At 63.0% G+C, this 23,624-nt stretch carries 24 protein-coding genes; 5 read left to right on the top strand and 19 right to left on the bottom strand.

Annotated elements, in window-relative coordinates:
* Positions 1-6 precede the first annotated feature (6 nt).
* A complete protein-coding gene (locus tag MRBLMS1_RS27830) occupies positions 7-1,347 on the top strand; it encodes a hemolysin family protein (protein WP_331778613.1) in 1,341 nt (446 codons plus the stop codon).
* On the opposite strand, the gene MRBLMS1_RS27825 is transcribed toward MRBLMS1_RS27830, so the two are convergent.
* Genes MRBLMS1_RS27825 through MRBLMS1_RS27800 form a run of 6 tightly spaced genes read right to left on the bottom strand, consistent with a single transcriptional unit; the run spans position 1,348 to position 6,504 of the window.
* On the bottom strand, positions 1,348-2,424 hold the full coding sequence (locus tag MRBLMS1_RS27825) for an AI-2E family transporter (RefSeq protein ID WP_485883557.1): 1,077 nt from the start codon (positions 2,422-2,424) through the stop codon (positions 1,348-1,350).
* A gap of 42 nt (positions 2,425-2,466) precedes the next feature.
* Positions 2,467-3,060, bottom strand: coding sequence for an SCO family protein (locus tag MRBLMS1_RS27820; RefSeq protein ID WP_485883555.1), 594 nt, complete (start codon positions 3,058-3,060; stop codon positions 2,467-2,469).
* Positions 3,057-3,956 carry a heme o synthase gene (gene cyoE / locus MRBLMS1_RS27815; RefSeq protein ID WP_128141325.1) on the bottom strand — a complete coding sequence of 300 codons (900 nt, stop codon included), beginning with the start codon at positions 3,954-3,956 and terminating at the stop codon, positions 3,057-3,059. Before cyoE ends, MRBLMS1_RS27820 begins: the two co-directional genes overlap by 4 nt.
* Entirely contained in the window at positions 3,957-5,126 is a 1,170-nt protein-coding gene (locus MRBLMS1_RS27810; protein WP_485883612.1) for a COX15/CtaA family protein, read from the bottom strand. It lies immediately after the preceding gene.
* A gap of 18 nt (positions 5,127-5,144) precedes the next feature.
* Positions 5,145-5,774: an SCO family protein gene (locus MRBLMS1_RS27805; protein WP_485883553.1), complete on the bottom strand. Its 630-nt coding sequence runs from the start codon at positions 5,772-5,774 to the stop codon at positions 5,145-5,147.
* Positions 5,755-6,504, bottom strand: a complete 750-nt coding sequence (locus MRBLMS1_RS27800) for an SURF1 family protein (protein WP_485883551.1) — start codon at positions 6,502-6,504, stop codon at positions 5,755-5,757. The genes MRBLMS1_RS27805 and MRBLMS1_RS27800 overlap by 20 nt, the downstream gene beginning before the upstream one ends.
* A 36-nt stretch (positions 6,505-6,540) precedes the next feature.
* Between MRBLMS1_RS27800 and MRBLMS1_RS27795 the strand changes: the two genes are divergently transcribed.
* Positions 6,541-6,741 (top strand): twin transmembrane helix small protein, encoded by a 201-nt coding sequence (locus tag MRBLMS1_RS27795; protein ID WP_034748996.1) that lies wholly within the window; start codon positions 6,541-6,543, stop codon positions 6,739-6,741.
* A 199-nt stretch (positions 6,742-6,940) separates the two neighbouring features.
* Here the strand turns inward: MRBLMS1_RS27795 and MRBLMS1_RS27790 are convergent, their stop codons facing one another.
* The 6 genes from MRBLMS1_RS27790 to coxB are packed head-to-tail and all read right to left on the bottom strand — an operon-like array spanning position 6,941 to position 11,611.
* Positions 6,941-7,801 carry a cytochrome c oxidase subunit 3 gene (locus MRBLMS1_RS27790; protein WP_070305721.1) on the bottom strand — a complete coding sequence of 287 codons (861 nt, stop codon included), beginning with the start codon at positions 7,799-7,801 and terminating at the stop codon, positions 6,941-6,943.
* A 40-nt stretch (positions 7,802-7,841) separates the two neighbouring features.
* Positions 7,842-8,048, bottom strand: coding sequence for a DUF2970 domain-containing protein (locus tag MRBLMS1_RS27785; RefSeq protein WP_034749002.1), 207 nt, complete (start codon positions 8,046-8,048; stop codon positions 7,842-7,844).
* Between the two features lie 9 nt (positions 8,049-8,057).
* Positions 8,058-8,630: a cytochrome c oxidase assembly protein gene (locus MRBLMS1_RS27780; protein WP_128141322.1), complete on the bottom strand. Its 573-nt coding sequence runs from the start codon at positions 8,628-8,630 to the stop codon at positions 8,058-8,060.
* Position 8,631: 1 nt separating this feature from the next.
* On the bottom strand, positions 8,632-8,736 hold the full coding sequence (locus tag MRBLMS1_RS27775; RefSeq protein ID WP_223278996.1) for a cytochrome oxidase small assembly protein: 105 nt from the start codon (positions 8,734-8,736) through the stop codon (positions 8,632-8,634).
* Between the two features lie 54 nt (positions 8,737-8,790).
* Entirely contained in the window at positions 8,791-10,389 is a 1,599-nt protein-coding gene (gene ctaD / locus MRBLMS1_RS27770; RefSeq protein ID WP_139091694.1) for a cytochrome c oxidase subunit I, read from the bottom strand.
* Between the two features lie 13 nt (positions 10,390-10,402).
* The gene (coxB, locus tag MRBLMS1_RS27765; RefSeq protein WP_139091695.1) at positions 10,403-11,611 is read right to left on the bottom strand and encodes a cytochrome c oxidase subunit II; all 1,209 of its coding nucleotides are present in this window, start codon (positions 11,609-11,611) and stop codon (positions 10,403-10,405) included.
* Between the two features lie 79 nt (positions 11,612-11,690).
* On the opposite strand from coxB, the gene MRBLMS1_RS27760 reads away from it, so the two are divergent.
* Complete coding sequence (locus MRBLMS1_RS27760) at positions 11,691-11,918, top strand: hypothetical protein (protein WP_128141319.1); 228 nt, start codon at positions 11,691-11,693, stop codon at positions 11,916-11,918.
* Positions 11,919-12,077: 159 nt separating this feature from the next.
* Here the strand turns inward: MRBLMS1_RS27760 and MRBLMS1_RS27755 are convergent, their stop codons facing one another.
* Positions 12,078-13,001 (bottom strand): methyltransferase domain-containing protein, encoded by a 924-nt coding sequence (locus MRBLMS1_RS27755; protein WP_254798662.1) that lies wholly within the window; start codon positions 12,999-13,001, stop codon positions 12,078-12,080.
* A 57-nt stretch (positions 13,002-13,058) separates the two neighbouring features.
* On the opposite strand from MRBLMS1_RS27755, the gene MRBLMS1_RS27750 reads away from it, so the two are divergent.
* A complete protein-coding gene (locus MRBLMS1_RS27750) occupies positions 13,059-13,808 on the top strand; it encodes a phosphoribosyltransferase family protein (protein WP_485883545.1) in 750 nt (249 codons plus the stop codon).
* A 24-nt stretch (positions 13,809-13,832) separates the two neighbouring features.
* Complete coding sequence (gene trmL / locus MRBLMS1_RS27745; RefSeq protein WP_034749018.1) at positions 13,833-14,303, top strand: tRNA (uridine(34)/cytosine(34)/5-carboxymethylaminomethyluridine(34)-2'-O)-methyltransferase TrmL; 471 nt, start codon at positions 13,833-13,835, stop codon at positions 14,301-14,303.
* A 112-nt stretch (positions 14,304-14,415) separates the two neighbouring features.
* On the opposite strand, the gene MRBLMS1_RS27740 is transcribed toward trmL, so the two are convergent.
* From MRBLMS1_RS27740 to MRBLMS1_RS27715, 6 genes are read right to left on the bottom strand one after another with little or no spacing between them, the layout of a single operon-like run.
* Positions 14,416-15,165 (bottom strand): hypothetical protein, encoded by a 750-nt coding sequence (locus MRBLMS1_RS27740; protein ID WP_139091698.1) that lies wholly within the window; start codon positions 15,163-15,165, stop codon positions 14,416-14,418.
* A gap of 17 nt (positions 15,166-15,182) precedes the next feature.
* Positions 15,183-16,388 (bottom strand): hypothetical protein, encoded by a 1,206-nt coding sequence (locus MRBLMS1_RS27735; protein ID WP_485883542.1) that lies wholly within the window; start codon positions 16,386-16,388, stop codon positions 15,183-15,185.
* Positions 16,389-16,421: 33 nt separating this feature from the next.
* Entirely contained in the window at positions 16,422-20,120 is a 3,699-nt protein-coding gene (locus MRBLMS1_RS27730) for a tubulin-like doman-containing protein (RefSeq protein ID WP_485883540.1), read from the bottom strand.
* Positions 20,121-20,154: 34 nt separating this feature from the next.
* Entirely contained in the window at positions 20,155-20,595 is a 441-nt protein-coding gene (locus MRBLMS1_RS27725; RefSeq protein WP_070305732.1) for a hypothetical protein, read from the bottom strand.
* A 45-nt stretch (positions 20,596-20,640) separates the two neighbouring features.
* Positions 20,641-22,110: a hypothetical protein gene (locus MRBLMS1_RS27720; RefSeq protein WP_139091702.1), complete on the bottom strand. Its 1,470-nt coding sequence runs from the start codon at positions 22,108-22,110 to the stop codon at positions 20,641-20,643.
* A complete protein-coding gene (locus MRBLMS1_RS27715) occupies positions 22,107-23,591 on the bottom strand; it encodes a hypothetical protein (RefSeq protein ID WP_485883538.1) in 1,485 nt (494 codons plus the stop codon). Before MRBLMS1_RS27715 ends, MRBLMS1_RS27720 begins: the two co-directional genes overlap by 4 nt.
* Positions 23,592-23,624 lie beyond the last annotated feature (33 nt).

Genomic DNA, 23,624 nt, shown 5'->3' with positions numbered 1-23,624 from the left:
ACCCCCATGCACAATGTCTTGCTAGTCCTGCTCGCCCTCTTCCTGGTCGCGCTGAACGGTTTTTTTGTTGCCGCCGAGTTTGGCATCGTCACATTGCGGCGCACGCGCATCCGCGCCATCGCCAAGACGCAGGGACTGCGGGGCCGCATCCTGGCCAAGGTGCATGGCCAGCTGGACGCCTACCTGTCCGCCTGCCAGCTGGGCATCACCCTGGCGTCGCTGGGCCTGGGCTGGGTCGGCGAACCGGCGTTCGCCGGCCTGCTCGAGCCGCTGTTCGGCGCCATCGGCGTCACGTCGCAAGAGCTGATCCATGGCGTCTCCTTCGTCGTCGCTTTCAGCGTGATTTCCTTCCTGCACATCGTCGTGGGCGAACTGGCGCCCAAATCGATGGCCATCCGCAACCCGGAAGCCGTCGGCCTGTGGAGCGCGATTCCCCTGTACGGCTTTTACTGGACCATGTATCCGGCCATCTACCTGCTCAACGCCAGCGCCAACTGGGTGCTGCGCCTGGCGGGCCTGTCCGGCAAGGGCGGCCACGACGCCCATTACTCGTCCGAAGAATTGAAGCTGATCCTGCGCACCAGCCAGCCCGGCGAAAAGTTTACGCGCGACGAGCGCAACATCCTGGCGCAGTCGCTCGATTTCGAACAGATGACGGTGTCGGACCTGATGCGCCCGATCAATGAAGTGATCGCCCTGCACGCGTCGAATACCCTGGAAGAAAACCTCGACACGGTGCTCCGCAACCGCTTCAGCCGCTACCCGTATTTCGACATGAATGAAGACGACGTGCTCGGTGTCGTGCACCTCAAGGATCTGTTCTTTGCCCAGCAGGCGGGCAAGCCGATCACCTCGCTCACGCCGTTCCTGCGTCCCGTGGACATCATTTCCGCGCGCACGCCGGCACTGGAACTGTTCCGCCGCTTCCGCGACGGCGCCCCGCACTTCGCCCTGATCGGCGAAAAAGGTAAGCGCCCGCTGGGTTTCATCACCCTGGATAACTTGCTCGGCGCCATGGTCGGCGAAATCCGCGATGAATTCCGCCGCAATGAAAACGACTGGCTCAAGCAGAGCGACGGCACCCTGATCGGCAAGGCCAGCCTGCCCATCTTCTCGCTCGAACGCATCCTCGGCATCGATATCGAAAACGAGGAACTGGGACTGGATGACGTGGAATCGGTGGGCGGCTTGATCATGGTCAAGCTCGGTGACATCCCGAAGCAGGGCCAGCGCATCACCTTTGTCGACTTCGATATCGTCGTCAAGAAGATGAACGGGCCCCGCATCGTGCTCATTAAAGTGATCCCGAAGCAGGAGCGCGATCTGGATGCGGATTTAAGAGATTAACTACTTCTTGCTCGTCAGGGTATCTTTGCCCTGCGGCACGGTGGTCTCGCCTACCGTCCACGTTTGCAGCAAGCTGTACAGCACGGCCAGCAGGGTCGGGCCAATAAAGATGCCGACGAAGCCGAAGGCCAGCACGCCGCCCAGCACGCCGAGCAGCACGAGCAAAAATGGCAGGCTGCTGCCGCGGCTGATCAGCATGGGTTTCACCACGTTATCCACGCCGCTGATCAGCAAACCGCCCCACACCAGCATGAAGATGCCCCAGCCCGTCTGGCCGTCATTGAACAGCCAGATGGCGGCGCCGCCCCAGATCAAGGGCGGTCCCACGGGGATCAGCGAAAAGATGAAGGTGGCCACGCCCAAGAGGGCCACGGCCGGCACGCCGGCGATCAAAAAACCCACCACGGCCACCAGCGCCTGCGCCAGCGCCGTGCCCAACAAGCCATACATGACGCCGCGCACGGTGCGGCTGATGGTCAGGCCCACACCGGGCGCGCTGTCGCCGATGATGCGGCCGGCGCCCGTCATCAGGGCGCGGCTCAGCTGCTCTCCGTCGCGGTAGAGGAAGAAGCTGACGAACACGGCCAGGCTGGTCTGCGCCAGACCCGTGCCCAGCAGGATGCCGCCGGAAGCGAGGAAATGGCGCGCCGGTTCCAGCATCGTTTTGCCTAAATTGAGTAATTCCTCGCGGTCAGCGAGCAGGCGATCCACGTAGCCGGCGATGGTTTCGCCCACCACGGGAATGCTGGCTAGCCAGGCCGGCGGATGCACGCTGCCCGTTTCCAGCGCGGCGCGCAACTGTTCATAGATGCGCGACACGTTATCGGCCAGGTTGTAGGTGACGAGGGCCAGCGGCAGCACGATGACGAGCAGCAGCGACAAGGTCATGATGGCGGCCGCCCAGTTGCGCCGGCCTTTCAGGCGGTCGAGCAGCAGCAGGTACAAAGGCCAGCTGGAAATGCCCACGCAGGCGGCAAACAGCATGGCGGCGAGGAAGGGCCGCAAGACGAAAAAGCAGCCGATCAACAGGAAGATGATGGCTGCCAGGCGGGCGTGGGGCTCGAAACGTTTGTCCATGTACTGCATGTCCTGAAGATGGCGCCTAGCGGCGCGACCGGATCAGGATAGCAGAAGTTTAAGATCGTGCGCGATGGCGGCCGGCTTTTCGCCGTGGCGCACGAACAGGCGGATCTTGCCTTCGCGGTCGAACACATAGGTGCCGGCCGTGTGGTCGACCGTGTAGCTGCTGTCCGTCTCGCCCTCGACCTTGGCGTAATACACCTTGAATTCCTTGGCCACCTTGGCCGTCGCGGCCGCGTCGCCATACAGGCCGACGAAACGCTTGTCGAAGGCCGGCACATATTCGGCCAGCAAGGTTTGCGTGTCGCGCTCGGGGTCGACCGTGACGAACAGCACTTGCACCTGGTCCGCCTGCGGCCCCATTTCCCGCATCACCTGGGCCATGTCGGCCATGGTGGTGGGGCACACGTCCGGGCATTGCGTATAGCCGAAGAACACCAGCACCAGCTTACCCTTGTAGTCGGCCAGGGTGCGCGGGTGGCCAGTGTGGTCCGTCAGCGCAAACTCGCGCGCGTAGCCGAGGCCCGTCACATCCGTGTTCTTGAATGCCAGCTTGGTCGCCGCTGGCTTGCCGCAGCCGGCCAGGACGGCGACCAGCGCGGCCGCCAACAACAGTGTCAGGGTTTTTTTCATGTGCCGATAGGAATGTAGTGGTCGACCAGCAAGGCCGCGAACAGCAAGGCCAGGTAGATGATGGAAAACGTAAACGCCTTGCGCGCGATCAAGTCCGTGTAGTGGCGGTACATCTTCCACGCGTAATACAGGAAGCCGGCGTTGAGCACCACGGCCGAAGCCAGGTAGATCAGGCCGCTCATGCGCACGGCGTACGGCAGCAAGGTGGTGGCGGCCAGCGCGATCGAATACAGCCAGACGTGGAATTGCGTGAACTTCAAGCCGTGCGTGACGGGCAGCATGGGCAGGCCCGAGCGCGCGTAATCGTCGCGGCGGTACATGGCCAGGGCCCAGAAGTGCGGCGGCGTCCACACGAAAATGATCAGGACCAGCAGCCAGGCCTGCATCGGCACGTCGTTGGCGACGGCGGCCCAGCCCAGCGCGGGCGGCATGGCGCCGGACAGGCCGCCGATGACGATGTTCTGTGGTGTAGCGGGTTTCAGCACCATGGTGTAGATCAAGGCATAGCCGACAAAGGTGACAAAGGTCAGCCACATGGTCAGCGGATTGACGAGGTGATACAAAATCGCCATGCCCAGGCCGCCGATCACCAGCGCGAACACCACCGTCTGTTTCACCGTGATGTCGCCCATGGCCATCGGGCGGCGCGCCGTGCGGGCCATGCGCGCATCGATCTCGCGCTCGGCCAGGCAATTGACGGCAAACGCGGCGCCGGCCAGCAGCCAGATACCGATGGTGCCGAACACCACCGCGCGCCAGTCGGGCAACTCCTCGCTGGCCAGGAACATGCCGATGACGGCGCAAAACACGGCCAGTTGCGTCACGCGGGGCTTGGTCAGCGCCCAATACTGGGCGATGCGGGGGGATGGTTTACGGCTGATGGTCTGAGTAGTCATTTATGCGATACGGGAAGGACTGGCTGGTGCCGAGGGCACTGGCGCGGAGGCGGAAGCAGATTTCCGCGCTACATCGAGTTGGAATTTAGCCTTGTAGTTTAACATGGTCAGCAATAACACGAGCAGCGCCGCCCCGCCGTTATGCAGGACGGCAATCGACAATGGCCAGCTCAGGTAAATCGTCGCCAGGCCCGTGGCCGCCTGCAGAACCAGCACCAGCGCAACCCAGCGTGCCGTGCCGCGCAAGGACGGCAGTTTCCACGCGCGAAACACGGTATAGCCGATGCCGGCCAGCACGATGAAGGCGAAATTGCGGTGCACCCAGTGGATGGCCGTCAGCGCGGAAAACGGCAAGTAATGGCCAGCGGCCGTCTTGCCCAGTTCGCGCCACAGATGGAAGCCATGCTCGAAATCCATTTCCGGAATGACCTTGCCGCCGCACAGGGGGAAGTCCGTGCAGGCCAGAGTGGCGTAGTTGGTGCTCACCCAGCCGCCCAGCGCGATCTGCACGGTTAACAGCACCAGCGAAAAGATCGCCAGCGCGCGCACGGGGCGCAGCACGGCAGCGTCCGCATCGGCGCGCAGCAAGGGCTTGACGGCATGGTCCTGGCGCCCGCCCAGCCATGTGAGCATGGCCAGCAAGCCCATGCCCAGCAGCAAGTGGATGGTGACGATCACGGGCTGCAGCTTCAGGGTGACGGTCCAGGCGCCGAACGCGCCCTGCAGGCAGACGAACAGGAACAGCGCCGTGGGCAGTCCAGGCGCGAACTCGGCACGTTTGCTCTTTCTCCACTGGCGCCACGCCTGCACCATCATCGCCACGATCAAGACGCCTATGGCCATGGCCAGGTAGCGGTGCGTCATTTCGATCCACGCTTTCACCACCGTCACGGGCCCCGTCGGCATCAGGGTTTCCGCCGCCACGATGTGCTCGTGCGCGAGGAAAGGATTGGCCGAACCATAGCAGCCGGGCCAGTCGGGGCAACCGAGGCCCGAGTCGGACAGGCGCGTGAAGCCGCCAAACATGATCAGGTCGACCGTCAAAAAAACAGCGATCCACACGAGCTTGCGGTATTTATTGGCGTCCGCGGACACCCAGACCATGGTCAGTGGCAGCAGCGCCACCAGCAGACCCGTCAAGCCCAGCTGGGCCAGCGCGGAGAGATGCATCGTCGGCATGCAGCCCCCTCAACCGATCGCCGAAGCTTTGAGCAGCTTGGCGATGTCTTTCTTGATCTTGTTCGGGTCCGCGTCTTTCGGGAAGCGCATCATCAGATTGCCCAGCGGATCGATCAAATAGAAATGGTCGCTGGTCTTGCCGCCCGGCTCCACGGGCAGCCACGCTTTCAAGGCGTCGTTATTGACGCGCAGCATGCTGGTGCCGTCGAATTCGCGCATCACGAGCGTGTCGAGCGGCTGGGCATCCGTCACCAGCCAGACCCGTTCCAGGCGTTCGCGTTCCTTGCCCTGCATGAGGCGCAGTTGTTGCATGTCAAACAATTGCTTCTTGCATGCTTCCTGGCAGTCGGACGGCCCTGTCTGCAGCAGCACCCACTTGCCCTTGAATTGCGCCAGCGGCGACGCCTTGCCATCGAGTTCCGTCACCTGCAGCGCTGCCTCGGGTATCGGGTACAAACGCGGGTCGATCAGGGCGCCGTAATTGTTGCGGCCAGTGGGCTTGATGATGTAATACGTGAAATACGAGGCGATGATGGGAAACGCGCATACGGCCACGACGGCCAGCAGTTTCCAGCGTCCCGTATTCTGTGCCTGTTTATTGCTGCTGTCTTGCGTTGCTTCAGGGTTGTTTGTTTGCACGTCGAAATCCTGTAAAGACAAAAAATAGAAAAGCCATCAGTGCCAGTGCGTACCACTGGAATGCATAGCCGCGGTGCTTGTCGGCGCCCAGGTCCGGCGCCGGCCAGTCGCGCACGGGAAGCTGGCCGGACGCTGGCACCGTTGCTGTCGAATCAACTGTTTGTTCAAGAATGAATGGTTGCAAGGCCAGGCCACTGGCCTGGGCCAGCTGGCCGATATCGGCATTTTGCACGATGGCGTGCGGCGCCAGGGCCGGCGCCGTGCCCAGCTCCATCACATGGCCCGCGTTCAGGCGCGCGATGCCGCTAATGGTGACGGTGCCGGCCGGTGTCGTGTAGTCGGGAATGCGCGTGCGCTCGGCATTGTTGCGCGGCAGCCAGCCTTGCGCCACGAGAACGTGCGTGGCTGAACCGTCGATCTGGAATGGCGTGAGCACATGAAAGCCGGCCTGGCCCTTGTAAGGGCGGTTGTCCAGGTAGACCGTCCAGGCGGGCGCAAAATGGCCCGTGACGGTGACCCTGCGGTATTCGATCGCTTGCGCATCGGCCGGCAGCATCGGCGCGGCCGTCAATGCCAGGGGCGCGGCCTGGTTGCCCGCTTCCAGCCGGGCGGCGCGCGCGACTTTCTCGTCGCCACGGCGCTGCTGCCATTGCGCCAGCGACACGCCCAGCGCCACCAGTAGCAGCATTACAACAAATGGAATCCATCTAAAATGGAAGCGGATACGCATTACAATGAAACCTCCTCAAGCCTGGCGCTACCATCCATGAAAATCCTCGTTGCCATTGCCTTCATCCTGATCCTGGGCAGCCTGGGCTCGGCCCTGTTCTTCCTCATGCGCGACAAGGGCAAGAGCAACCGCACCGTGCAGGCGCTGGCCCTGCGCGTGGGCTTGTCGATCACCCTGTTCCTGCTGATCCTGCTGGCGCACAAGCTCGGCTATATCCAGCCCACGGGCATACATTAAATGCTGGGGTCTGTCCCTGCGGGATCGGAATCCGCCCCATTGGGGCGAATTCCCCCGGCAGGGACTGACCCCGGTGCTAACGACGTTGCTTGGTTAGCAAAATTCTTAGACTAAGAAAAAAGCCGTACCCAGGATGTCCCGGTACGGCTTTTTTTATGGTGCAGGCGCAAGCGCTAACCGCGCGCGCCCTGCCCCGCCATTATAACCAATACACGACCACATACAGGCCCAGCCAGACGACGTCGACAAAGTGCCAGTACCAGGCGGCGCCTTCGAAGCCGAAGTGGTGTTCCGGCGTGAAGTGGCCTTTCAGCACGCGGTACAGGATGACGGACAGCATGATGGCGCCCAAGGTCACGTGGAAGCCGTGGAAGCCTGTCAGCATGAAGAAGGTGGCGCCGTAGATGCCGGACGTCAATTTCAAGTTCAGTTCGCTGTACGCGTGCATGTATTCGTAGACCTGGAAGCCCATGAAGATAGCGCCCAGCAAGATCGTGGCGAACAGGAACAAGGCCGTCATGCCGCGGTGGCCGGCGCGCAGCGCGTGGTGCGAAATGGTCAGGGTGACGCCCGACAGCAGCAGCAAGGCCGTGTTGATGGTTGGAATCCAGAACGGCGTCATGGTGGTGAATTCCTGCACCGTGCCGGCCGGGCCCGTATTGCCCCACTGAGCGGCGAAATCGGGCCAGATCACCTTGTGATCGAGATCGGCCAGCCATGGCATCGAGATGCTGCGCGCATAGAACAGGGCGCCGAAGAAGGCGGCGAAGAACATGACTTCCGAAAAGATGAACCAGCTCATGCTCCAGCGGAACGAGTGGTCGATGCGCTCGCTGTACAGACCCTGCTCGGACTCGCTGATGGCGTCGCCGAACCAGAAATACAGCACCAGCAGGATGCCGGCCAGGCCCAGGTAATTGACGTACGGGCCCCAGGAGACGTCGTTGACCCAGGCCGATGCGCCGATCATGGTCAGCAGCAGGCTGGCGCCGCCCAGCATGGGCCAGCGCGACGGGCCGGGCACGAAATAATAGGGTACGGCGGCGTGGTTGGAACTCATCATCATCTCCTCAAAAACTTATAGGGTGGTTTTTTATAATTTATAAAACGACGAATTTAACAATTGAAATCAGGATGCCGATCAGGCAAGCCACCACCAGGAAGCCGGCGATGACGATGTGCACGGGATTGAGCTTGGCCGAATCCGTGTCGAAATCGCTCTTGCGGCGCAAGCCCGTGAACGACCACACGACGGCCCGCAGCGAATACAGGAACGACGCTTTTTCAGGCTGCTTGGATTCGCCCATGCCACTCTCCTATTGGACGGCCGGCGTCTGAGCCTGGCTCAGACCGGCAATCTCGAAAAACGTGTACGACAGCGTGATGGTTTTGACCTCTTTCGGCAGGGCCGGATCGAGGAAGAACACCACCGGCATCTGCCGCGCTTCCTTGGCCTTCAGGGTCTGCTGCTTGAAGCAGAAGCATTCGACCTTCTTGAAATGCGGCGTGGCGCTCTGCGGCGCGTAGCTGGGGATGGCTTGCGCGTTGACGACGCGGTTTTGCGTGTTGACCACTTCATACATGACGGTCACCAGTTCGCCCGGATGCACCTGCATGCTCGACACCGTCGGGCGGAAGCGCCATGGCCCCTGCGCATTGCCGTCGAATTCGACGGTGATGCTGCGCGTCGTGTCGACCTGCGTATTGTTGTCGTAGGCCACCGTGCCATCTTTTTGCGTCAGCACGTTAATGCCCATCACTTCGCAAATCTGCTTGTAGACGGGAATCAGGGCATAGCCGAAGCCGAACATCAGCACGGCAATGACGAGCAGCTTGCCCAGCATCTTGCGGTTCAGGCCGCGTGTTTCCTGTTGGATTGGCGTCGTCACGTCAGAGCCACATGCGCTTGACGAACACGGACAGGAAGAAGAAGGCCGCCAGGCCCCCCAGTATCAGCCCGGTACGCAGGTTGTTCGGTTTTTTACGTTCGGTCATGACAGGCACTTTATTCAAGACGGGCCGCGCAACACGCCGGCCCGGGATACCTATTTATTTCACGGTCGGCGGCGTTTCAAACGTGTGGAAAGGCGCCGGGCTCGGCACGGTCCATTCCAGGCCTTCCGCGCCTTCCCATGGTTTCGCTGGCGCAGCCTTGCCGCCGCGGATGGTCGGCAAGACCACGAAGAACAGGAAGTACACCTGCATCAGGCCGAAACCGAAGCCGCCGATCGAGGCGATCATGTTGAAGTCCGTGAACTGCGCCGGATAGTCGGCGTAGCGGCGCGGCATGCCGGCCAGGCCCAGGAAGTGCATCGGGAAGAAGGTCACGTTGAACGTGATCAGGGACAGCCAGAAGTGGATCTTGCCGCGCGTTTCGTTGTACATATAGCCAGTCCATTTCGGCGACCAGTAGTAGAAGCCGGCGAACAGGGCAAACAGCGAACCGGCCACCAGCACATAGTGGAAATGCGCCACCACATAATAGGTATCCTGCAGCTGGATGTCGATCGGCGTGACGGCCAGGATCAGGCCCGTGAAGCCGCCCATGGTAAACACGAAGATGAAGCCGACCGAGAACAGCATCGGCGTCTCGAACGTCATCGAGCCCTTCCACATCGTGGCGATCCAGTTGAACACTTTCACGCCCGTCGGCACGGCGATCAGCATGGTCGCGTACATGAAGAACAGCTGGCTCGTCACCGGCATGCCGGTGGTAAACATGTGGTGCGCCCATACGATGAAGGACAGAATCGCGATCGAAGCCGTGGCGTAGACCATCGACGCGTAGCCGAACAAGGGCTTGCGGGCAAACGCGGGCAGGATCTGCGAGACGATGCCGAAGGCCGGCAGAATCATGATGTAGACCTCGGGATGGCCGAAGAACCAGAAGATGTGCTGGTACATGACGGGGTCGCCGCCGCCTGCCGCATTAAAGAACGAGGTGCCGAAATGGCGGTCCGTCAGCGTCATGGTGATGGCGCCGGCCAGCACGGGCATGACGGCGATCAGCAGATAGGCGGTAATGAGCCAGGTCCAGCAGAACATCGGCATTTTCATCAGGGTCATGCCCGGTGCGCGCATGTTCAGGATGGTCACGATGATGTTGATCGAACCCATGATGGACGAGGCCCCCATCAGGTGCATGGCGAAAATCGCCATATCCATGCCAGGGCCCATCTGCGTCGACAGCGGCGCATACAGGGTCCAGCCGGCAGCCGTGGCGCCGCCCGGCACGAGGAAGGACGTGGCCAGCAGCAGCGCGGCCGGCGGCAGCAGCCAGAACGAGAAGTTGTTCATGCGGGCAAACGCCATGTCGGACGCGCCAACTTGCAGCGGGATCATCCAGTTGGCGTAGCCGACGAAGGCGGGCATGATGGCGCCAAACACCATCACCAGGCCGTGCATGGTGGTCAGCTGGTTGAAGAATTCAGGGTGGAAGAATTGCAGGCCTGGATGAAACAGTTCCGTACGGATCATCAGGGCCAGCACGCCGCCCGACAGCAGCATGATGAACGAGAACCACAGGTACAGGGTACCGATATCCTTGTGGTTGGTGGCAAACAGCCAGCGGCGGTAGCCCGTGGGGTGATCGTGGGCATGGTCGTGACCGGCGTGGTCCAAGGTGCTAGTGCTCGTGCTAGTACTCATATGCGGCTCCTAATTACTTGCGTGCAGCCACGATTTCGGCTGGTTGAACGATGTTCTCTGCGGCCTTGTTCGACCAGGTATTGCGCGTGTAAGTGATCACTGCGGCAATTTCCGTGTCGGACAGCTGTTTCCAGGCTGGCATTTCAGCGGGATACTTGCCGCTCTTTTGCCCGTTCAGCAAGATGTGGATCTGATCCGCTTTCGGACCGTTCACCACCGCCGAGCCGTCCAGCGGCGCAAACGCACCGGGCACGCCCTTGCCTGTCGCCTGGTGGCAGACCACGCAGTTGGCCGCATACACTTTCTCGCCCTTGACCTTCAATTCGTCGATGGTCCACACCTTGCTTGGATCATCAGCCAATGCCGCCATTTCCTTTTGTTTTACATCAACCCAGGCCTTGTAGTCATCGGCTGATACGACCTTGACGACGATGGGCATGAACGCGTGTTCCTTGCCGCACAGCTCGGCGCAATTGCCGCGGAAGGTGCCGATATGATCGGACTTGAACCAGGTGTCGCGCACGAAACCGGGAATCGCATCCTGCTTGACGCCAAAGGCTGGCACAGACCAAGCGTGGATGACGTCGTTGGCCGTCAGCACCACGCGGATCTTCTTGTTGACCGGCACGACGACTTCGTTATCGACTTCGATCAGGTAGTTCTCACCGCGTTTTTCCGTCGGCGGCGCACCTGGCGCACCCACTTGCGAGCGCGGCGTGGCCAGGTTGGAGAGGAAGGAAATGCCTTCGCCCTCGCCTTTCAGGTAGTCATAGCCCCATTTCCACTGCATGCCGGTGGCCTTGATGGTGATGTCGGCGTTCGAGGTATCCTTCATGCCGACGACGGTGCGCGTGGCAGGCAGGGCCATGCCGATGACGATCAGGAAAGGCACGACGGTCCAGGCGATCTCGACGGTGGTGCTTTCGTGGAAAGTGGCCGGTTTGTGGCCCAGGGACTTGCGGTGCTTGAAGATGGAATAAAACATGACGCCGAACACGGCCACGAAGATCACCAGGCAGATGATCATCATCAGGGTGTGCAAATCGTAGATTTCATGGGCGATCTGTGTCGCCGGCGGTTGCAGATTCATTTCGAACGGCACGGGACCGCCGGTGCCGGGATAGGTGCTGGCAGCCGGTGCCGCCGTGGCCCATCGCCCGATGCCAAACGCTGTCAAAGACAGCCCGAGCAGCAACGATTGAAGTCGCTTTGCATGTGTCATGTTTTCCCCAACCACCCAAAAAATAATGATATTTTAAACGGCTGCGGACTTCTCCGTACTGGACCGCTGCCGCTCCTCCATGAAAGCAACACGGCCAGAATGCGGCCATGTGCGTCAAGCACCAGCGAATTCCATGCTGGCTGCCGCAGCAAAAACGGCGGCGCGCAACCATGCTGGAACCCTGTTTTTCTTCCCCACATCGAAATGGCCTCGTGTGGAAGATGGTTACTATACTAATGCAGTAACTTCGAATTCGTCTCGCTTTGTTTTTTTTATTTTGTATGCAGCCCTTGTTTTTTCTACTTAACAAGCTGACAAACAATCAACGATTATAATCAAGTAAACTTGAATCCATCAAGCAATAATCGGCTTTGTGCGCGCCCTTCTCCCGGCAGCCGCGCGCTTTGCAACGCTTGCTGCAACATTAACGCGCGGATGCCGACCAAGTGTCGGTTTCTTTGCCCTTTTATTTGGGTTTGCGCGGCAAGTCGAATCGGATGATGGCTTCCCCGTTGCGCGTCACGCGCGGCGCGGGACGGAAAGCGTGGCCATAGATCACCTCGAAACTCAGGCCCAGCTTGCCATCGGGGCGGCGCGTTTTTTCCAGCGCGGCCAGCATGCGCTGCCAGGCCGCCTTGCCCATCAGGCCGCGCCGGCGCGTGGTCAGCGGGTTGCCGCCAAAGGCGCGCACGTCCGCCAGCAGTTTTTCCGCCGTGTCGTAGGTCACCGTGATGATCTCCATATCCAGCACGGGCGTGGAAAAACCCGTTTCGACGAGCATGTCGCCAAAGTCGTGCATGTCGACAAAGGGCAAGGCATGCGGATACAAGTCCGCCTCGGCAAAGGCGTCGCGCACTTCGCGGAAAGTGTCGGGACCGAAACAGGAAAACATCAGCAAACCATCGAGGCGCAGCGCGCGCCGCCATTCGGCAAACACGCGGTCGGGCTGGGCATGCCAGTGCAGCGCCAGGTTGGACCACACGAGGTCGATGCTGCCCTGCGCCAGCGGCAAGTCGCCGAGGTCGCCGCACAGCAAATCCACGCCCGCCTTGGCTGGCAAGAGTTTGCTGAGGAACTGGTTCAAACTGGCCAGTTTCGACGCGGGCGCGCGCGCCGCCTGCATCATCGCTTGCGCTGCATCGAGACCGATAATCTGCGCGGCGGGATAATCCTTGTGCAGCTGCGCCAGGTCCGCACCCGGACCGCAGCCGGCGTCAAGCACACGGTGCGGCGTGATTTTCACCAGCTCGAGGCGCTCGTGCATGCGTGCCGACACTTCGCGGCGCAGGAAGTCCGATGGCGCGACGCGCGCCGGACGGGAAAAGAAATCGCGTACTTGCACCGCATCGATGGGCGCACTCATTTTGGGCGGACTGGTGGGAACTGGCATGTTGAAACCGGTGAGGTGAGATAATGTCGGCAGTGTACATGGAACGACGCCATCGCGATGCGAACCGCCACCCGGCACCGCCTTGATGCCGCGTGGCAGGCGCTGCGCCAGTGGCTGGGCGCCACGGTGCTGCCGGCCCAGTGCGCGCTGTGCGGCATCGGCTGCCCACAAGTGCTGTGCCCGCCCTGCCGCGCGCAGTACCTGGGGCAACTGCGCCACCGCTGCCGCCAGTGCGCCAATCCGCTCGACGATGTGGCGCTGCTGTGCGGGCGCTGTTTGCGCCACAGGCCCGCGTATGACGCCACGATCACGGCGTTTGATTATGCGGCGCCCGTCGACCAGTTGCTGCTGCAGCTGAAATTCGGCGCGCGCCTGGCGCTGGCGCCCCTGTTGGCAGAACTGCTGCACGTTGCCATTCAGCAACAACCAGAGTGGGAAGCGCCGCAGCTACTGTGCCCCGTGCCGCTGGGGCCGGCCCGGCTGGCCGAGCGGGGTTTTAACCAGGCCCTGGAAATTGCCCGTCCGCTGGCGCGCCTGCTGGACGTAGCTTTGCAGCCCCGTCTGGCGCTGCGCGTGCGCGACACCCGGGCGCAAAGCGGCGTGTCGCCGCAGGAACGGCAAGCCAACCTGGCGCACGCGTTCGCCATCGCGCCCGAATACGCGCCGTTATTGCAAGGGTGTCATGTGGGCATCGTCGACGACGTGATGAGCAGCGGCCATACCGTCAACGCGCTGGCCGCCGCCTGCAAGAGCGCGGGCGCGGCCAGGGTCAGCATTCTGGTGGTGGCGCGCACGCCGCCACGCTAGCATCACTTATATAAGGAGAGCATTTTGTTTCACGTTGTTTTGGTAGAACCTGAAATCCCGCCCAATACGGGCAACGTCATCCGCCTGTGCGCGAATACGGGTGCGCAGCTGCACCTGGTCGAACCGCTGGGCTTTCCGCTCGACGATGCCAAGATGAAGCGCGCCGGCCTCGATTATCACGATTACGCCAACATGAAGGTGCACAAGAATTGGGAAGCGTTCCTGGCCGACACCCAGCCCGACCCATCCCGCATGTTCGCCATGACGACGCGCGGCTCGCGCCCGTTCGGCGACGTGGCCTTCCTGCCGGGCGACGTGTTCGTGTTCGGTTCCGAAACAAAAGGCCTGGACCCGGCCCTGCGTGACGGCTTTCCGGCCGAGCAACGTATCCGCCTGCCGATGCGACCGGACAACCGCAGTTTGAATCTGTCGAATACGGTGGCCGTCGTCGTGTATGAAGCCTGGCGCCAGCACGGATATCAGGGCGGCGCGTAGTCGGATTAGGCCCAAGGGGCCGTAATCCGACAACATTGTTGGCGTTAGTGGTGTTGTCGGATTACGCGGGGCTTTACCCCGCTAATCCGACCTACCCGTTTGCATACGGCGATCAGCGCAGCGCCAGCTGCGCGTCAACGCGGGTATCCACATCCAGCATCACCAGCTGCGTGCGCAGGTCGCGCGTGGCGGCCAGCTTGCCGTTCACGTACAGATTCGTCTTGACGCCATACACGCCTTGCGACACGCCGGCCGGCAAGGTCAGCTCGAACGAATTTTCAAAGCGCCCGCCCGACTTGTTGTTGCTGGCCAGGGCTTTCGAGCCGGACTTGAATGGCTGGCCTTGCGGGTCGAGCACGACCAGCTCTTCGCGCACGTCGTTGACGCTTTGCGCGCTGCCATTGACCAGCTCGACCACGGAATTGACCTTGAACGGCTGGCCGCGCTTGACGGTCGACGCACTCAGCTGCGGCGTGTACGACACCACTTGCGGCTCGCGCGGCAGCGCGCCGCGTGTGCGGATGTAGTCGCGGTCCGCCTGCGCCGCCGTCTTGGTCTGGCGCGAATTGACATTGATGGCCAGGCAACCGGCTGCCGCCAGGCCGCCGCCGATGGCAGCACCTTTCAGCGCGCCATTCTTGCCGCCCGCCAGCGCACCCAGCAGCGCGCCCACGGCCGCGCCGGCAGCGGCCGACGTGCCCACGCTGCACGGGTCCTCATCCGTGGCCGCCTGGGCGCCACCTTGCGGATAGGAACTATCCTGGCGCACGCCGTTCGGATTCATCGGCGCCGTGGCGCAGCCGGCCAGCATGGCCGCGATGGTCAGCGCAGCGGCCGCGCGCAAGGTGGTGTGGTTCAGCATGGTGACTCCCCAGATAGCTAATTGATCGTTGTTTCCGTCTGCAGCACTTGCCGTTCGCGCTCGCGGATGCGGCGCGACAGATTGTCGATGCGCGCATTGCCCGGATCGACGCGGCGCGCGCTTTCCAGATACGTCTTGGCCGCATCGAACTTGCCTTCCAGCAAAGAACGCTCGGCGTCGCGCAGAAACGATTGCGCCATTTCGTTGCGCATGGCCGCGCCGCTATCGACGGGCGACGTTTCCAGCGGACGGCGTTCGGCCACCGCTGAACGTTCGACCGCGCGCGCGGGCGCCGGTTCCTGCTGTGCCGGCGTCGGCACGGGTGCCAGGACTGCAGCCGGAGCTGCAACGGGCGCCGGCGCCGCAGCCGCCGACAGCGCCTGCACGTCAGCCTTCAACTGCGGCAATTCCACCGCTTCGCGGTCGATCGCTTCCAGCCTGGCGATGCCATTACCTGCCGCCACCGCATCCTTGCCATCGAGCGCCTGGCGCACGCCCACCAGTACGGACGCGGCTGCCGCCTGCTGGCGCGCCAGCTGCTTGCGCAAGGAATCGACGCTCGACGCGCCCGCGCAATCAATGTCGAGCCCGGCAATGCCCTTGGCGGCGCTTTGTAATTGATGGCCATCGATCGCGCGCTCGATGGCGCGCACGCTGCGCTGGCAACTGCTGGATGCAGCCCCAGCCTTGCCGATGGCTGCCTGCAAATCGTCGGCCTTGGCGCTGGACTTGCCTGTGCATACATTCTTCGCCGTCGCCAGCTTCTGGCGGGCACCGTCCAGGCTGCCATTCGCTACCAGTTTCAAGCCGCTGTCGATGGCGTCATTGCAGGCCGATTCATTCTTGCCGCCCGGCTTGCCATTCATGTAGACGATGACGGCCGCCAGCACGGCGATGCCGCCCAGCCAGCGCAGCCACTTGCGTGGCGGTGATGACCGTTCGGTTGATGCGGGCGGCGCTGCCGGCGCGGGCTTGGGCACGGCTTTCGGCTGGGCCGGCTGGGCCTGTTTCGCTGGCGCTGGCGGTGGAACGACAGCCGGTTTCGGTGGCGCTTTCGGTGCGGGCGCAGGCGCCACCGGCACAGGCGGTGGCTTGGGCGCTACTGGCTGCGGCGGCGGCACGGCCGCGGCTGGCTTGGCCGCGCCCGCCACCGCATGACCGCAGTACGGGCAATGGCTGACAACGGTCCACAGACCCGTCTTGCATTTGTTACAGATATCCAAAACTAATCCTTCATTCCAACGTCATTCCAGCGTTCACAGTGGCGGCGGCATCAACGGTGGCGGCGCGCTGAGGAACAAGGGCGCCAGTTCGGGGAACTGGGCCAGGTCGGCCCAGGCCGGCAAGCCCGCGCGCCACACCTTGGTGGTGCCTGGTGCAACCTGTCCCGCCTGCACGTATTGCACGATCTGCTGGGCCGTGAACGGTCCCTGCTGCTGGCCATTAATACCCAGGAAATACTGGTATTCCACCAGCGGCGGGGGCATGCCGCCCAGCGGTGGCGGCGCCATGCCGAACACGGCTGCCGCCGGAGCAGCGGCCGCGCCGGCCGGGCGCAGCAATTGCTCAAGGCGCCCCGCTTCCAGCATTTCCGCCTTGATCGCATATTTCAGGCGTGGCTGGCCGTCCGCTTCCGGCTCGCGCACTTCCCAGTCATAAGCATCGCTGTCGGAGTCGCCGATAACGTTCGCCCATTCCTTCAGGCGGCCCAGCAGGGTTTGCACCGTGCGGTCGAGCTCATCGCTGGCCATGCCCTTGCGGCGCGCCGACTCGCGCAGGCGCGCGCCCACTTCGGCGGAAATGGCGCTGCCAAAACCGACGTACGGCAGCTGCGAACCATCGGCCTGCGCCACCAGCTTGGGCGCATACACGGTGCGTTCATAGTATTTTGCCAGCGCCACCATGGCGGCCGTCTGCACGGCATCAAGCGCCGTCAATTTTTCCTCGATGCGCAGGGCGATATTTTTCTCGTACGAGGCGGGCATGCCGTTCTGGCGGATGGCCCGTTCATTGCCGATGCGGCGCAAGTCGCCCGGCTCGACGGCAAACTGGTACTGGCCCGGCGGCACGACGCGGCCCGTGTGGCGCGTCAGCACGCCCAGCATGATCGCTTGCAGGAATTCGCCGAAGTCTTCCGCCAGGCGCTTCATCTCGTCCGTGTTCGGCGCGATCGGGTGCGTGAATTGCGTCGGATCGATGTGCGTGTGGGTCGGCGCCTTGTCGTTGTCGCCTTCCTTGCGGTAACTGGTGCGCCAGCCTTCCAGGCCCCGCAGCACCGTCATCGGCACGCCGGCCAGTTCGCAATAGCAGACGGCACGCCCGCGGATGCCCGTCTCGACGATTTCCAGCTGGCTCACCGTGATGCCCACCTGGGTCGGCACGCACGATTCGAGCTCGGCACCGAATTTGGCCTTGAAGGCGGCCGCATTGGCCACGCCGATCACGCACTTGAACTGGTCCGACACGACCGTGAAGTCGCCCGCCATATTGGCGTCGATCCACGGCATCGAGCAGGCCAGCAGCTTGCGGAAGCGGTCCAGGCGTTCGGACACATCCATCTGTTCCAGCGCCTCGAACAGGGGGTCGGGCGTGCTTGTCGCGCCTTCCACGAGGCTCGTCGTGGCAATCATGTTCTCGGCCATGCGCGTGACTTTGGCCAGGATCAAGCCCCGTTGCGCCGGTTCGCCCAGCATGGGGAACAGCGCTTTCGAGCCGCCCATGTCCTTGAACGCTTCATCGGCCCACTGGCGCAAGGTGGCCGCCGATGGCAACGCGATGTCTTTTTCCGTGACGGGAATGACGATCAGGGTCGCGTGTTCCTTGTCCAGGTCCTTCTGCAAAATCGTATTCGCCGTTTTGAGTTCCGCCAGCATGGCCAGCACGCCTTCGCGGCCTGTCTGCAGCTCGCCCACCAAGCCATTCCACTGCGCGCGGCCTTGCGCGTCGACGCCGACCCGGTTGCCCAGCCAGCGCGACAGTTCGCCCAGCAGGACGACGGACTCGTCCGCCGCCTTGGCGCGCAGATGGAACTTCAAGGCATTCGCCATTTCAGTGCGCAAATGATCCATCACCACGCCGGCCTGCTTTTCGCCGTTGCTGAGGAAGCCGAAGGTGCTGCGCGTCTGCTCCAGGTTATTCAGCAGGCGCTCGTATTCGCGCGAACGCACGGCTTCCTTGATTTCGCGGTAGCGCTCGGCATTGTTGCCGATCTGCGCCGTCAGTCCGCTGCCCGGCGCCTCGATGCGGTCCTTGATCTGTTCCACCAGCGACAGCACGTATTCCAGGCCGCCGAATTCCTTGTTGTCCAGGTAACCATACAGCTGGTCGCGCACGACTTTCTTGACGTCTTCCAGCACTTCGCGGCGGCGCTTGCTGATGCGGTCTTCCGTCGTGTCGGCCGTGGAATCCTGGTCGCGCACGGCGTCGCGTTCCAGGTGCTTCATGGCGTCGCGCACCTGCGCCGGCCATTCGCTGCGGTCAAAGCCCGTGCGGATATCGTTGATGCGCGTATTGACCCTGTTTTCCACACCGGCCAGCAAATGGCCGTGGCGGTCTTCCAGCAATTCGTCGACGACGCGGAAATCGATGAAGTCGCCGCTGGAACGCTTCAGTTCGATGCTCTTGTCGGAAAACTCGGGAAAGTCGCTGAACGGCGTGCCCTTCAGGAACATATTGGCGGCAAGGAAATTATCGCGCTGCGTATCCGTCGCGCGGTTGGCGCCCGCATCCGTGCCGCCCACGCCAAAGAACGCCTGCAGCATGGCGCCGGCCCAGCGGTGGGCCCGCTCGTCGCGCGCCGCTTCCTGGCGCGTGTCGAGCACGGCCATGCCGAACGAGGAAAAGCGCTTCGAGAAATACAGCCGCATGTCGCCGAAACGGTCTTGCGGCACGGGCGCGTTGTACAGCGAGTTCTTGTGCTGCGCCTGGTTGACGGCGATCGAACGCTTGGCGCGCGCGAAGTCGGCCGAGGCGAAATCCTCGAACAGCGAATCGGCCACCATGTGGTAGACGTCGCTGACATCTTTGGTGTGCTGCTGGGCCAGGTTACCCGAATCGATCAGGTAGACCTCGCTGTACGGCTCGCGCGTCAGTTCCGGGCGGTCGTACGCATCCCAGCGGCCCACGTAGCCCTTGTTGCCCATCATGGCCGATTCCAGCTCCATCAGCGCCGCATAGCCATTGGCCTCGACCCGGTCCTTGTTGGCCTTGGTGTAGCCGGTCGGCAAGAACAGCATCAGCTCGACGTCGGCCGCGCCCACTTCGCTGCGCGCCAGCCAGCGCGCCAGCAAGCCCATGTCAAGGAAGGAACCGGAACCCGTGCCGCCCGCCACGGAGCCGACGATGACGATGCGGAAACGATTCGTTTCCATGCGCAAGCCCAGCTCGGCCAGCTGGCGCTCGTGCGACAGGCCCGCCTTCAGGGCTTTCAACTTTAAACGGATCTTGTCGCGGATCTTCGCGTACTTGTCGAAGAAATACAGGCGCGAGACGGCGCGGATCTGGCCGGCGCCGCTGCTCATGTCGAAACGCAATTCGCGGATGCGCTGCGGCGTCAACGGCAGCCATTCCTTGATGTGCGGATATTTTTCCAGGGAATCTTCATCACGGCTGTACTTGTCCATGTCGAACGATTCGACCACCTTGTCATCGTCCGTGAACTTCACCTGGTCGAACTGCAAGTCCTTCGCCTGCGACTCGCCGCTTTCGATCACGGCGCCATTGTCGAGGTCGAAATGGATGAATTGCGCGATGGGAAAGTCGGCCAAGCCCTCGATGCGTGTGCGGTTGCCCGCGCCGCCCCACAGGGTGTTGAGGACGCGCCGGCGCACGCGCATCAGCACCTGCATGCCCGTGCCGCCGATACCGATGAACAGGGTCGGGCGCAGTTCGATGATCTTGTCCTGCTTGCGCTCGCTGGCGCCGCCGGTGATGGTTTGGTTCAGGTTCTCTGCCATGGTGATTCCTTGGATAAAGCGTGTTACGGCGTGCTTAACGGCGGCTTGAGGTAAATGTCAGCAACAGGGCGACCAGGCCCACCAGCACCAGCGGTCCCATGAACAGTGGCGCGAGGAATTTATGCGCGTTCACGGCCGCCAGCACGACGCCGGTCGCCAGGCTGGCCAGGAAGATGAACAGCCACCAGCCCGAGGCATTGGCCTTGTTCGGCGGCACGCGCTTGGCGACCAGGCCATTCGCATAGGCATTCTTGGCAAAGAAAAAGGCGATGAACAGCAGCAACAGCACGACGCCGCCGATCAAGGTATCGCGCGACGAGGTATCGGTCGTGCTGGCAGGATCGAGCGCGGGCGCAGGCTCGATGGTGGCCGTAGTGGCCGCAGCGCCGGCAGCCGGTGCATCGGCGGCAGGCGGCGCGGACGCCGGAACTGGCAAAGTAAAACCTGCGTTGTCTTTGGGAGTGTCTTGCGCCATGGTATGCCTCTGGTGGATTTGACTAGTTTAAAAAGGAATCTGTGTTCAGGCCAGGCTCAGGGTATGGCCCTCGGCCACGCGCACGACGGCCGGCTTGCCCAGGCCCCGCTTGAGGTCGCCAATGTCGCGGCCGTCATCATCGCGGATCTGCACACTCTTGAATGGTTTCAACAGCACTTGGCGCTGCACGCCATCGGCCATCACCTTGTAGCGCGTGGCGCGCGTGCCGACCAGGCCCAGCGCCAGCAAGCCCAGCACGAGCGCCAGGACGCCGCCCAGTATCACCAGCACGGGCAGCAGCGGATACTGGATGCGCACCAGCAGCGGTATCGTTGCCTGCGAGGCGCGCACGCTGTCGGGCGGCGTAAACATGCTTGAGATCGGGTCGCCAGGGAACAGTTCCTGCAAATCCTTGCCAAAACTGGACGCCAGCGCCAGCCGCTGTTCCGACAGGCCCACTTGCGCCTGCATGGGCAGCATCACCTGCTTGCCCATGGCGGCGATCGCCTGCGCCGACCACGGCGATGGAATCTGCGCCATCGGCAGCGCAAACTGCACTTGCACGGACTGGCTGGCACCCGGCTGCAGCTGGCGGATTTGATCCGGCGCAACATGCAGCGGCGCGTTCTGGCCGGCCAGGCTGGCGTGCACCTTGGCGCTATCGATCACGTACGGGAAAAACATGTTTTGCAGCGACGCCTGCAGCACCACTTGCGGCAGCAGCTTCGCCGCATCGACGTCGAGCACGATGGTACGCCCGTCACGGCCCAGGCTGGCGTGCACATTGGCGCTGTTCTTGACGGACTGGGGCACGATGCGCACGGCATCCTGGTCCACCGGTTTCAGGCGCGCGGGCGGGCGCGTCAGCACTTGCGACAGCCGCCCTTCGGCCAGGATGCGGTTCAACGCCTCCGACGCGGGCTGGCCATACGCGAGCGCATACACCATCAGGCCCTTGGCGCTGTACAGCTTGCCCTGCACGGGCATGCGCAGCGGAAACACCACCGTCTTGGTGATCGACGGTTCCAGATGCAGCAGCCGGTAAAAGTCGCGGTTGCGCTCGGCCGTCTGGCTGTCGTTGTTCGGGCTGTTCTTGTTATTCGTAAAAATCCACACGATACCGGAGGCGGACTGGAACGGGCCCGTGATGGTCTTGGTGACGGCTTCCTGGAAATCCGTGTCGGCCAGCGCGCCGCCGGCGCTCTTGCGCGCCAGGCCGAGATTGGCCAGCTGGCCCGCCACGCCGGCGCCGCCCTGTCCCTGCCCGATCAGCGCGGGCGACACATTGCTGCCGCTGCTCTGACTGAAGGCCAGCGTATAAACTTTATCAGACGGGTTCGTGGCGGCCTGCGCCACGGCGCCCACGAGGGCTTTCAGTTGCGACTGCTCATCCGTATAAAACGGCTCCATCCAGCCCGAGTTTTGCACGAGAAAGGCTTGCTGGATGCCGGCCGCCTGCACGCTGGCGGTGGCGAAAAAGGCGGCGCAGGCCGCAATCAGGACGCGCGCTTTCATGCCTGCAAGGCCCAGCCATCGATGCGCGACAGCAAGGGGTGATACGCCCACAGCATGCCTTCATGGACAAACAGGCGCAAGCGCCACGGCTCGCTGACGGCGAACGTATGGAATACGGTTTCGCGCAACTCGTCGTCCTGCACCAGCTGCGCCGCCAGACGCTCGTTCGAGCGCAGCACGCTCGACAGGCCGGCGCTGGTGGCGAACTTCACGCCAAAGACGCTGTTGCCAACGCTTGATTCCAGCAGCGGCATGACGGCCTGGTTCTTGCCGCCATCGTCGCCGTGTTCCGGTTCTTCCCACGGCGCCGTTTTCAGCTTGGTGGCGAAGCGGTAATTGAAGCTGCCCGAACACAGGCGCGGTGCCAGCGCGTCGGCCCGTTCGGCCTGCGCGCCCAGTTTCACGTAGACATAGGTGCCGCGGCTGCGCTCGAAGCACAGCTGCCACAGGCCACCGTCGCGCGACACGTAGGGGCTGCCGAATTCAAAATGCGGCACCAGCCCTTCGGGCCACGGGGTGAACGAGGCGGCCACGTTGCCGTCCGGCTGCAGCTGCAAGCGCAGCTGGCCGTTGGCGCACGGCCACACGGCCATGCGGTTGTAGGCGACGGGCGCGCTGACGGTACCCAGGTCGACCATGCCGTCGAGCAGCACGTCGCTGCCCGGCTTTTGCGCGGCGTCAAGGTTGACGAAGCGGATGCGGCCATCGTCGTCGCGCAGCGGTGCCCACAGCCGGTTCTGGAACCAGACGGGGCTGGCAATGCACGGCGCGCCGCCCACGTGCTCGACCACGTAGGTCAGCGACGGCACGTCGGGGCGGATGCAGGCGAGGCCGTGGCTGGTCGGCAAGACCAGCACGCTATTGAACTCCGGCACCAGCTCGGCGCGCCAGGCGCCGTGGGCCAGATCCGATTCAGCCAGCAGGCTGCCATAGTCGGGGTCCAGCGCCAGCCAGCGTTTCGAGGCGGGCAGCCACGCGTGCAGGACGGCCTTGCGCGGGTCGAGCGCCAGCAGCGCGGGTGCGCTGGTGCCGAACTGGGCGGAAAAGAATTCGTATTCGCCGGGCGGCGGCATGGGCAGCGAGGCATCGGCTTGCGCATGCTCTTCGCGGACGCGCTGGTCGGCCAGTTTCAGCGGCACGCTGGCCTGGCGCAAGCCGGCCGGGCCAGCCGGCGGCACGTCGCTGACGGGGTGTGCGCCATAGGGCGGCACCCACGGCGGGGTAATTGAAGTGTCGGGCGGCACTTGCAAGGCCGCGCCCGAAACGGGGTCGAACGAGAATTCGGGCGGAAACTGGCGCACGGGCGCGTCGGCGGCAGCGGGCAGGCGCCGCGCCAGCATCAGCTTGCCGATATCGGCATGGCTCACCAAGGGCGAGACGTTCTGGCCGTCCGCGCTGCGCTGCATGCTCCACGCGCCCTCGTCATCGACGTACCAGGCGCCGGAGGGCAGTGGCCAATCCCCAGAAGTTTTATGATCCATTTATTTTCTATGACAAGCAATGCATATCAGACG

This window comes from Massilia sp. LMS1-1-1.1 (assembly GCF_040815535.1).
In the GTDB taxonomy this organism is placed as follows: Bacteria; Pseudomonadota; Gammaproteobacteria; order Burkholderiales; family Burkholderiaceae_D; genus Janthinobacterium; species Janthinobacterium aestuarii.
Note: the sequence above shows the minus strand (reverse complement) of the source record. Positions and strands in the feature narration are given on the sequence as shown.

Coding starts and splice junctions, on each gene's coding strand:
- MRBLMS1_RS27830 (WP_331778613.1), top strand. CDS start 7: ATGCACAATGTCTTGCTAGTCCTGCTCGCCCTCTTCCTGGTCGCGCTG.
- MRBLMS1_RS27825 (WP_485883557.1), bottom strand. CDS start 2,424: ATGGACAAACGTTTCGAGCCCCACGCCCGCCTGGCAGCCATCATCTTC.
- MRBLMS1_RS27820 (WP_485883555.1), bottom strand. CDS start 3,060: ATGAAAAAAACCCTGACACTGTTGTTGGCGGCCGCGCTGGTCGCCGTC.
- cyoE (WP_128141325.1), bottom strand. CDS start 3,956: ATGACTACTCAGACCATCAGCCGTAAACCATCCCCCCGCATCGCCCAG.
- MRBLMS1_RS27810 (WP_485883612.1), bottom strand. CDS start 5,126: ATGCATCTCTCCGCGCTGGCCCAGCTGGGCTTGACGGGTCTGCTGGTG.
- MRBLMS1_RS27800 (WP_485883551.1), bottom strand. CDS start 6,504: ATGCGTATCCGCTTCCATTTTAGATGGATTCCATTTGTTGTAATGCTG.
- MRBLMS1_RS27795 (WP_034748996.1), top strand. CDS start 6,541: ATGAAAATCCTCGTTGCCATTGCCTTCATCCTGATCCTGGGCAGCCTG.
- MRBLMS1_RS27790 (WP_070305721.1), bottom strand. CDS start 7,801: ATGAGTTCCAACCACGCCGCCGTACCCTATTATTTCGTGCCCGGCCCG.
- MRBLMS1_RS27785 (WP_034749002.1), bottom strand. CDS start 8,048: ATGGGCGAATCCAAGCAGCCTGAAAAAGCGTCGTTCCTGTATTCGCTG.
- MRBLMS1_RS27775 (WP_223278996.1), bottom strand. CDS start 8,736: ATGACCGAACGTAAAAAACCGAACAACCTGCGTACCGGGCTGATACTG.
- ctaD (WP_139091694.1), bottom strand. CDS start 10,389: ATGAGTACTAGCACGAGCACTAGCACCTTGGACCACGCCGGTCACGAC.
- coxB (WP_139091695.1), bottom strand. CDS start 11,611: ATGACACATGCAAAGCGACTTCAATCGTTGCTGCTCGGGCTGTCTTTG.
- MRBLMS1_RS27760 (WP_128141319.1), top strand. CDS start 11,691: ATGAAAGCAACACGGCCAGAATGCGGCCATGTGCGTCAAGCACCAGCG.
- MRBLMS1_RS27755 (WP_254798662.1), bottom strand. CDS start 13,001: ATGCCAGTTCCCACCAGTCCGCCCAAAATGAGTGCGCCCATCGATGCG.
- MRBLMS1_RS27750 (WP_485883545.1), top strand. CDS start 13,059: ATGCGAACCGCCACCCGGCACCGCCTTGATGCCGCGTGGCAGGCGCTG.
- MRBLMS1_RS27740 (WP_139091698.1), bottom strand. CDS start 15,165: ATGCTGAACCACACCACCTTGCGCGCGGCCGCTGCGCTGACCATCGCG.
- MRBLMS1_RS27730 (WP_485883540.1), bottom strand. CDS start 20,120: ATGGCAGAGAACCTGAACCAAACCATCACCGGCGGCGCCAGCGAGCGC.
- MRBLMS1_RS27725 (WP_070305732.1), bottom strand. CDS start 20,595: ATGGCGCAAGACACTCCCAAAGACAACGCAGGTTTTACTTTGCCAGTT.
- MRBLMS1_RS27720 (WP_139091702.1), bottom strand. CDS start 22,110: ATGAAAGCGCGCGTCCTGATTGCGGCCTGCGCCGCCTTTTTCGCCACC.
- MRBLMS1_RS27715 (WP_485883538.1), bottom strand. CDS start 23,591: ATGGATCATAAAACTTCTGGGGATTGGCCACTGCCCTCCGGCGCCTGG.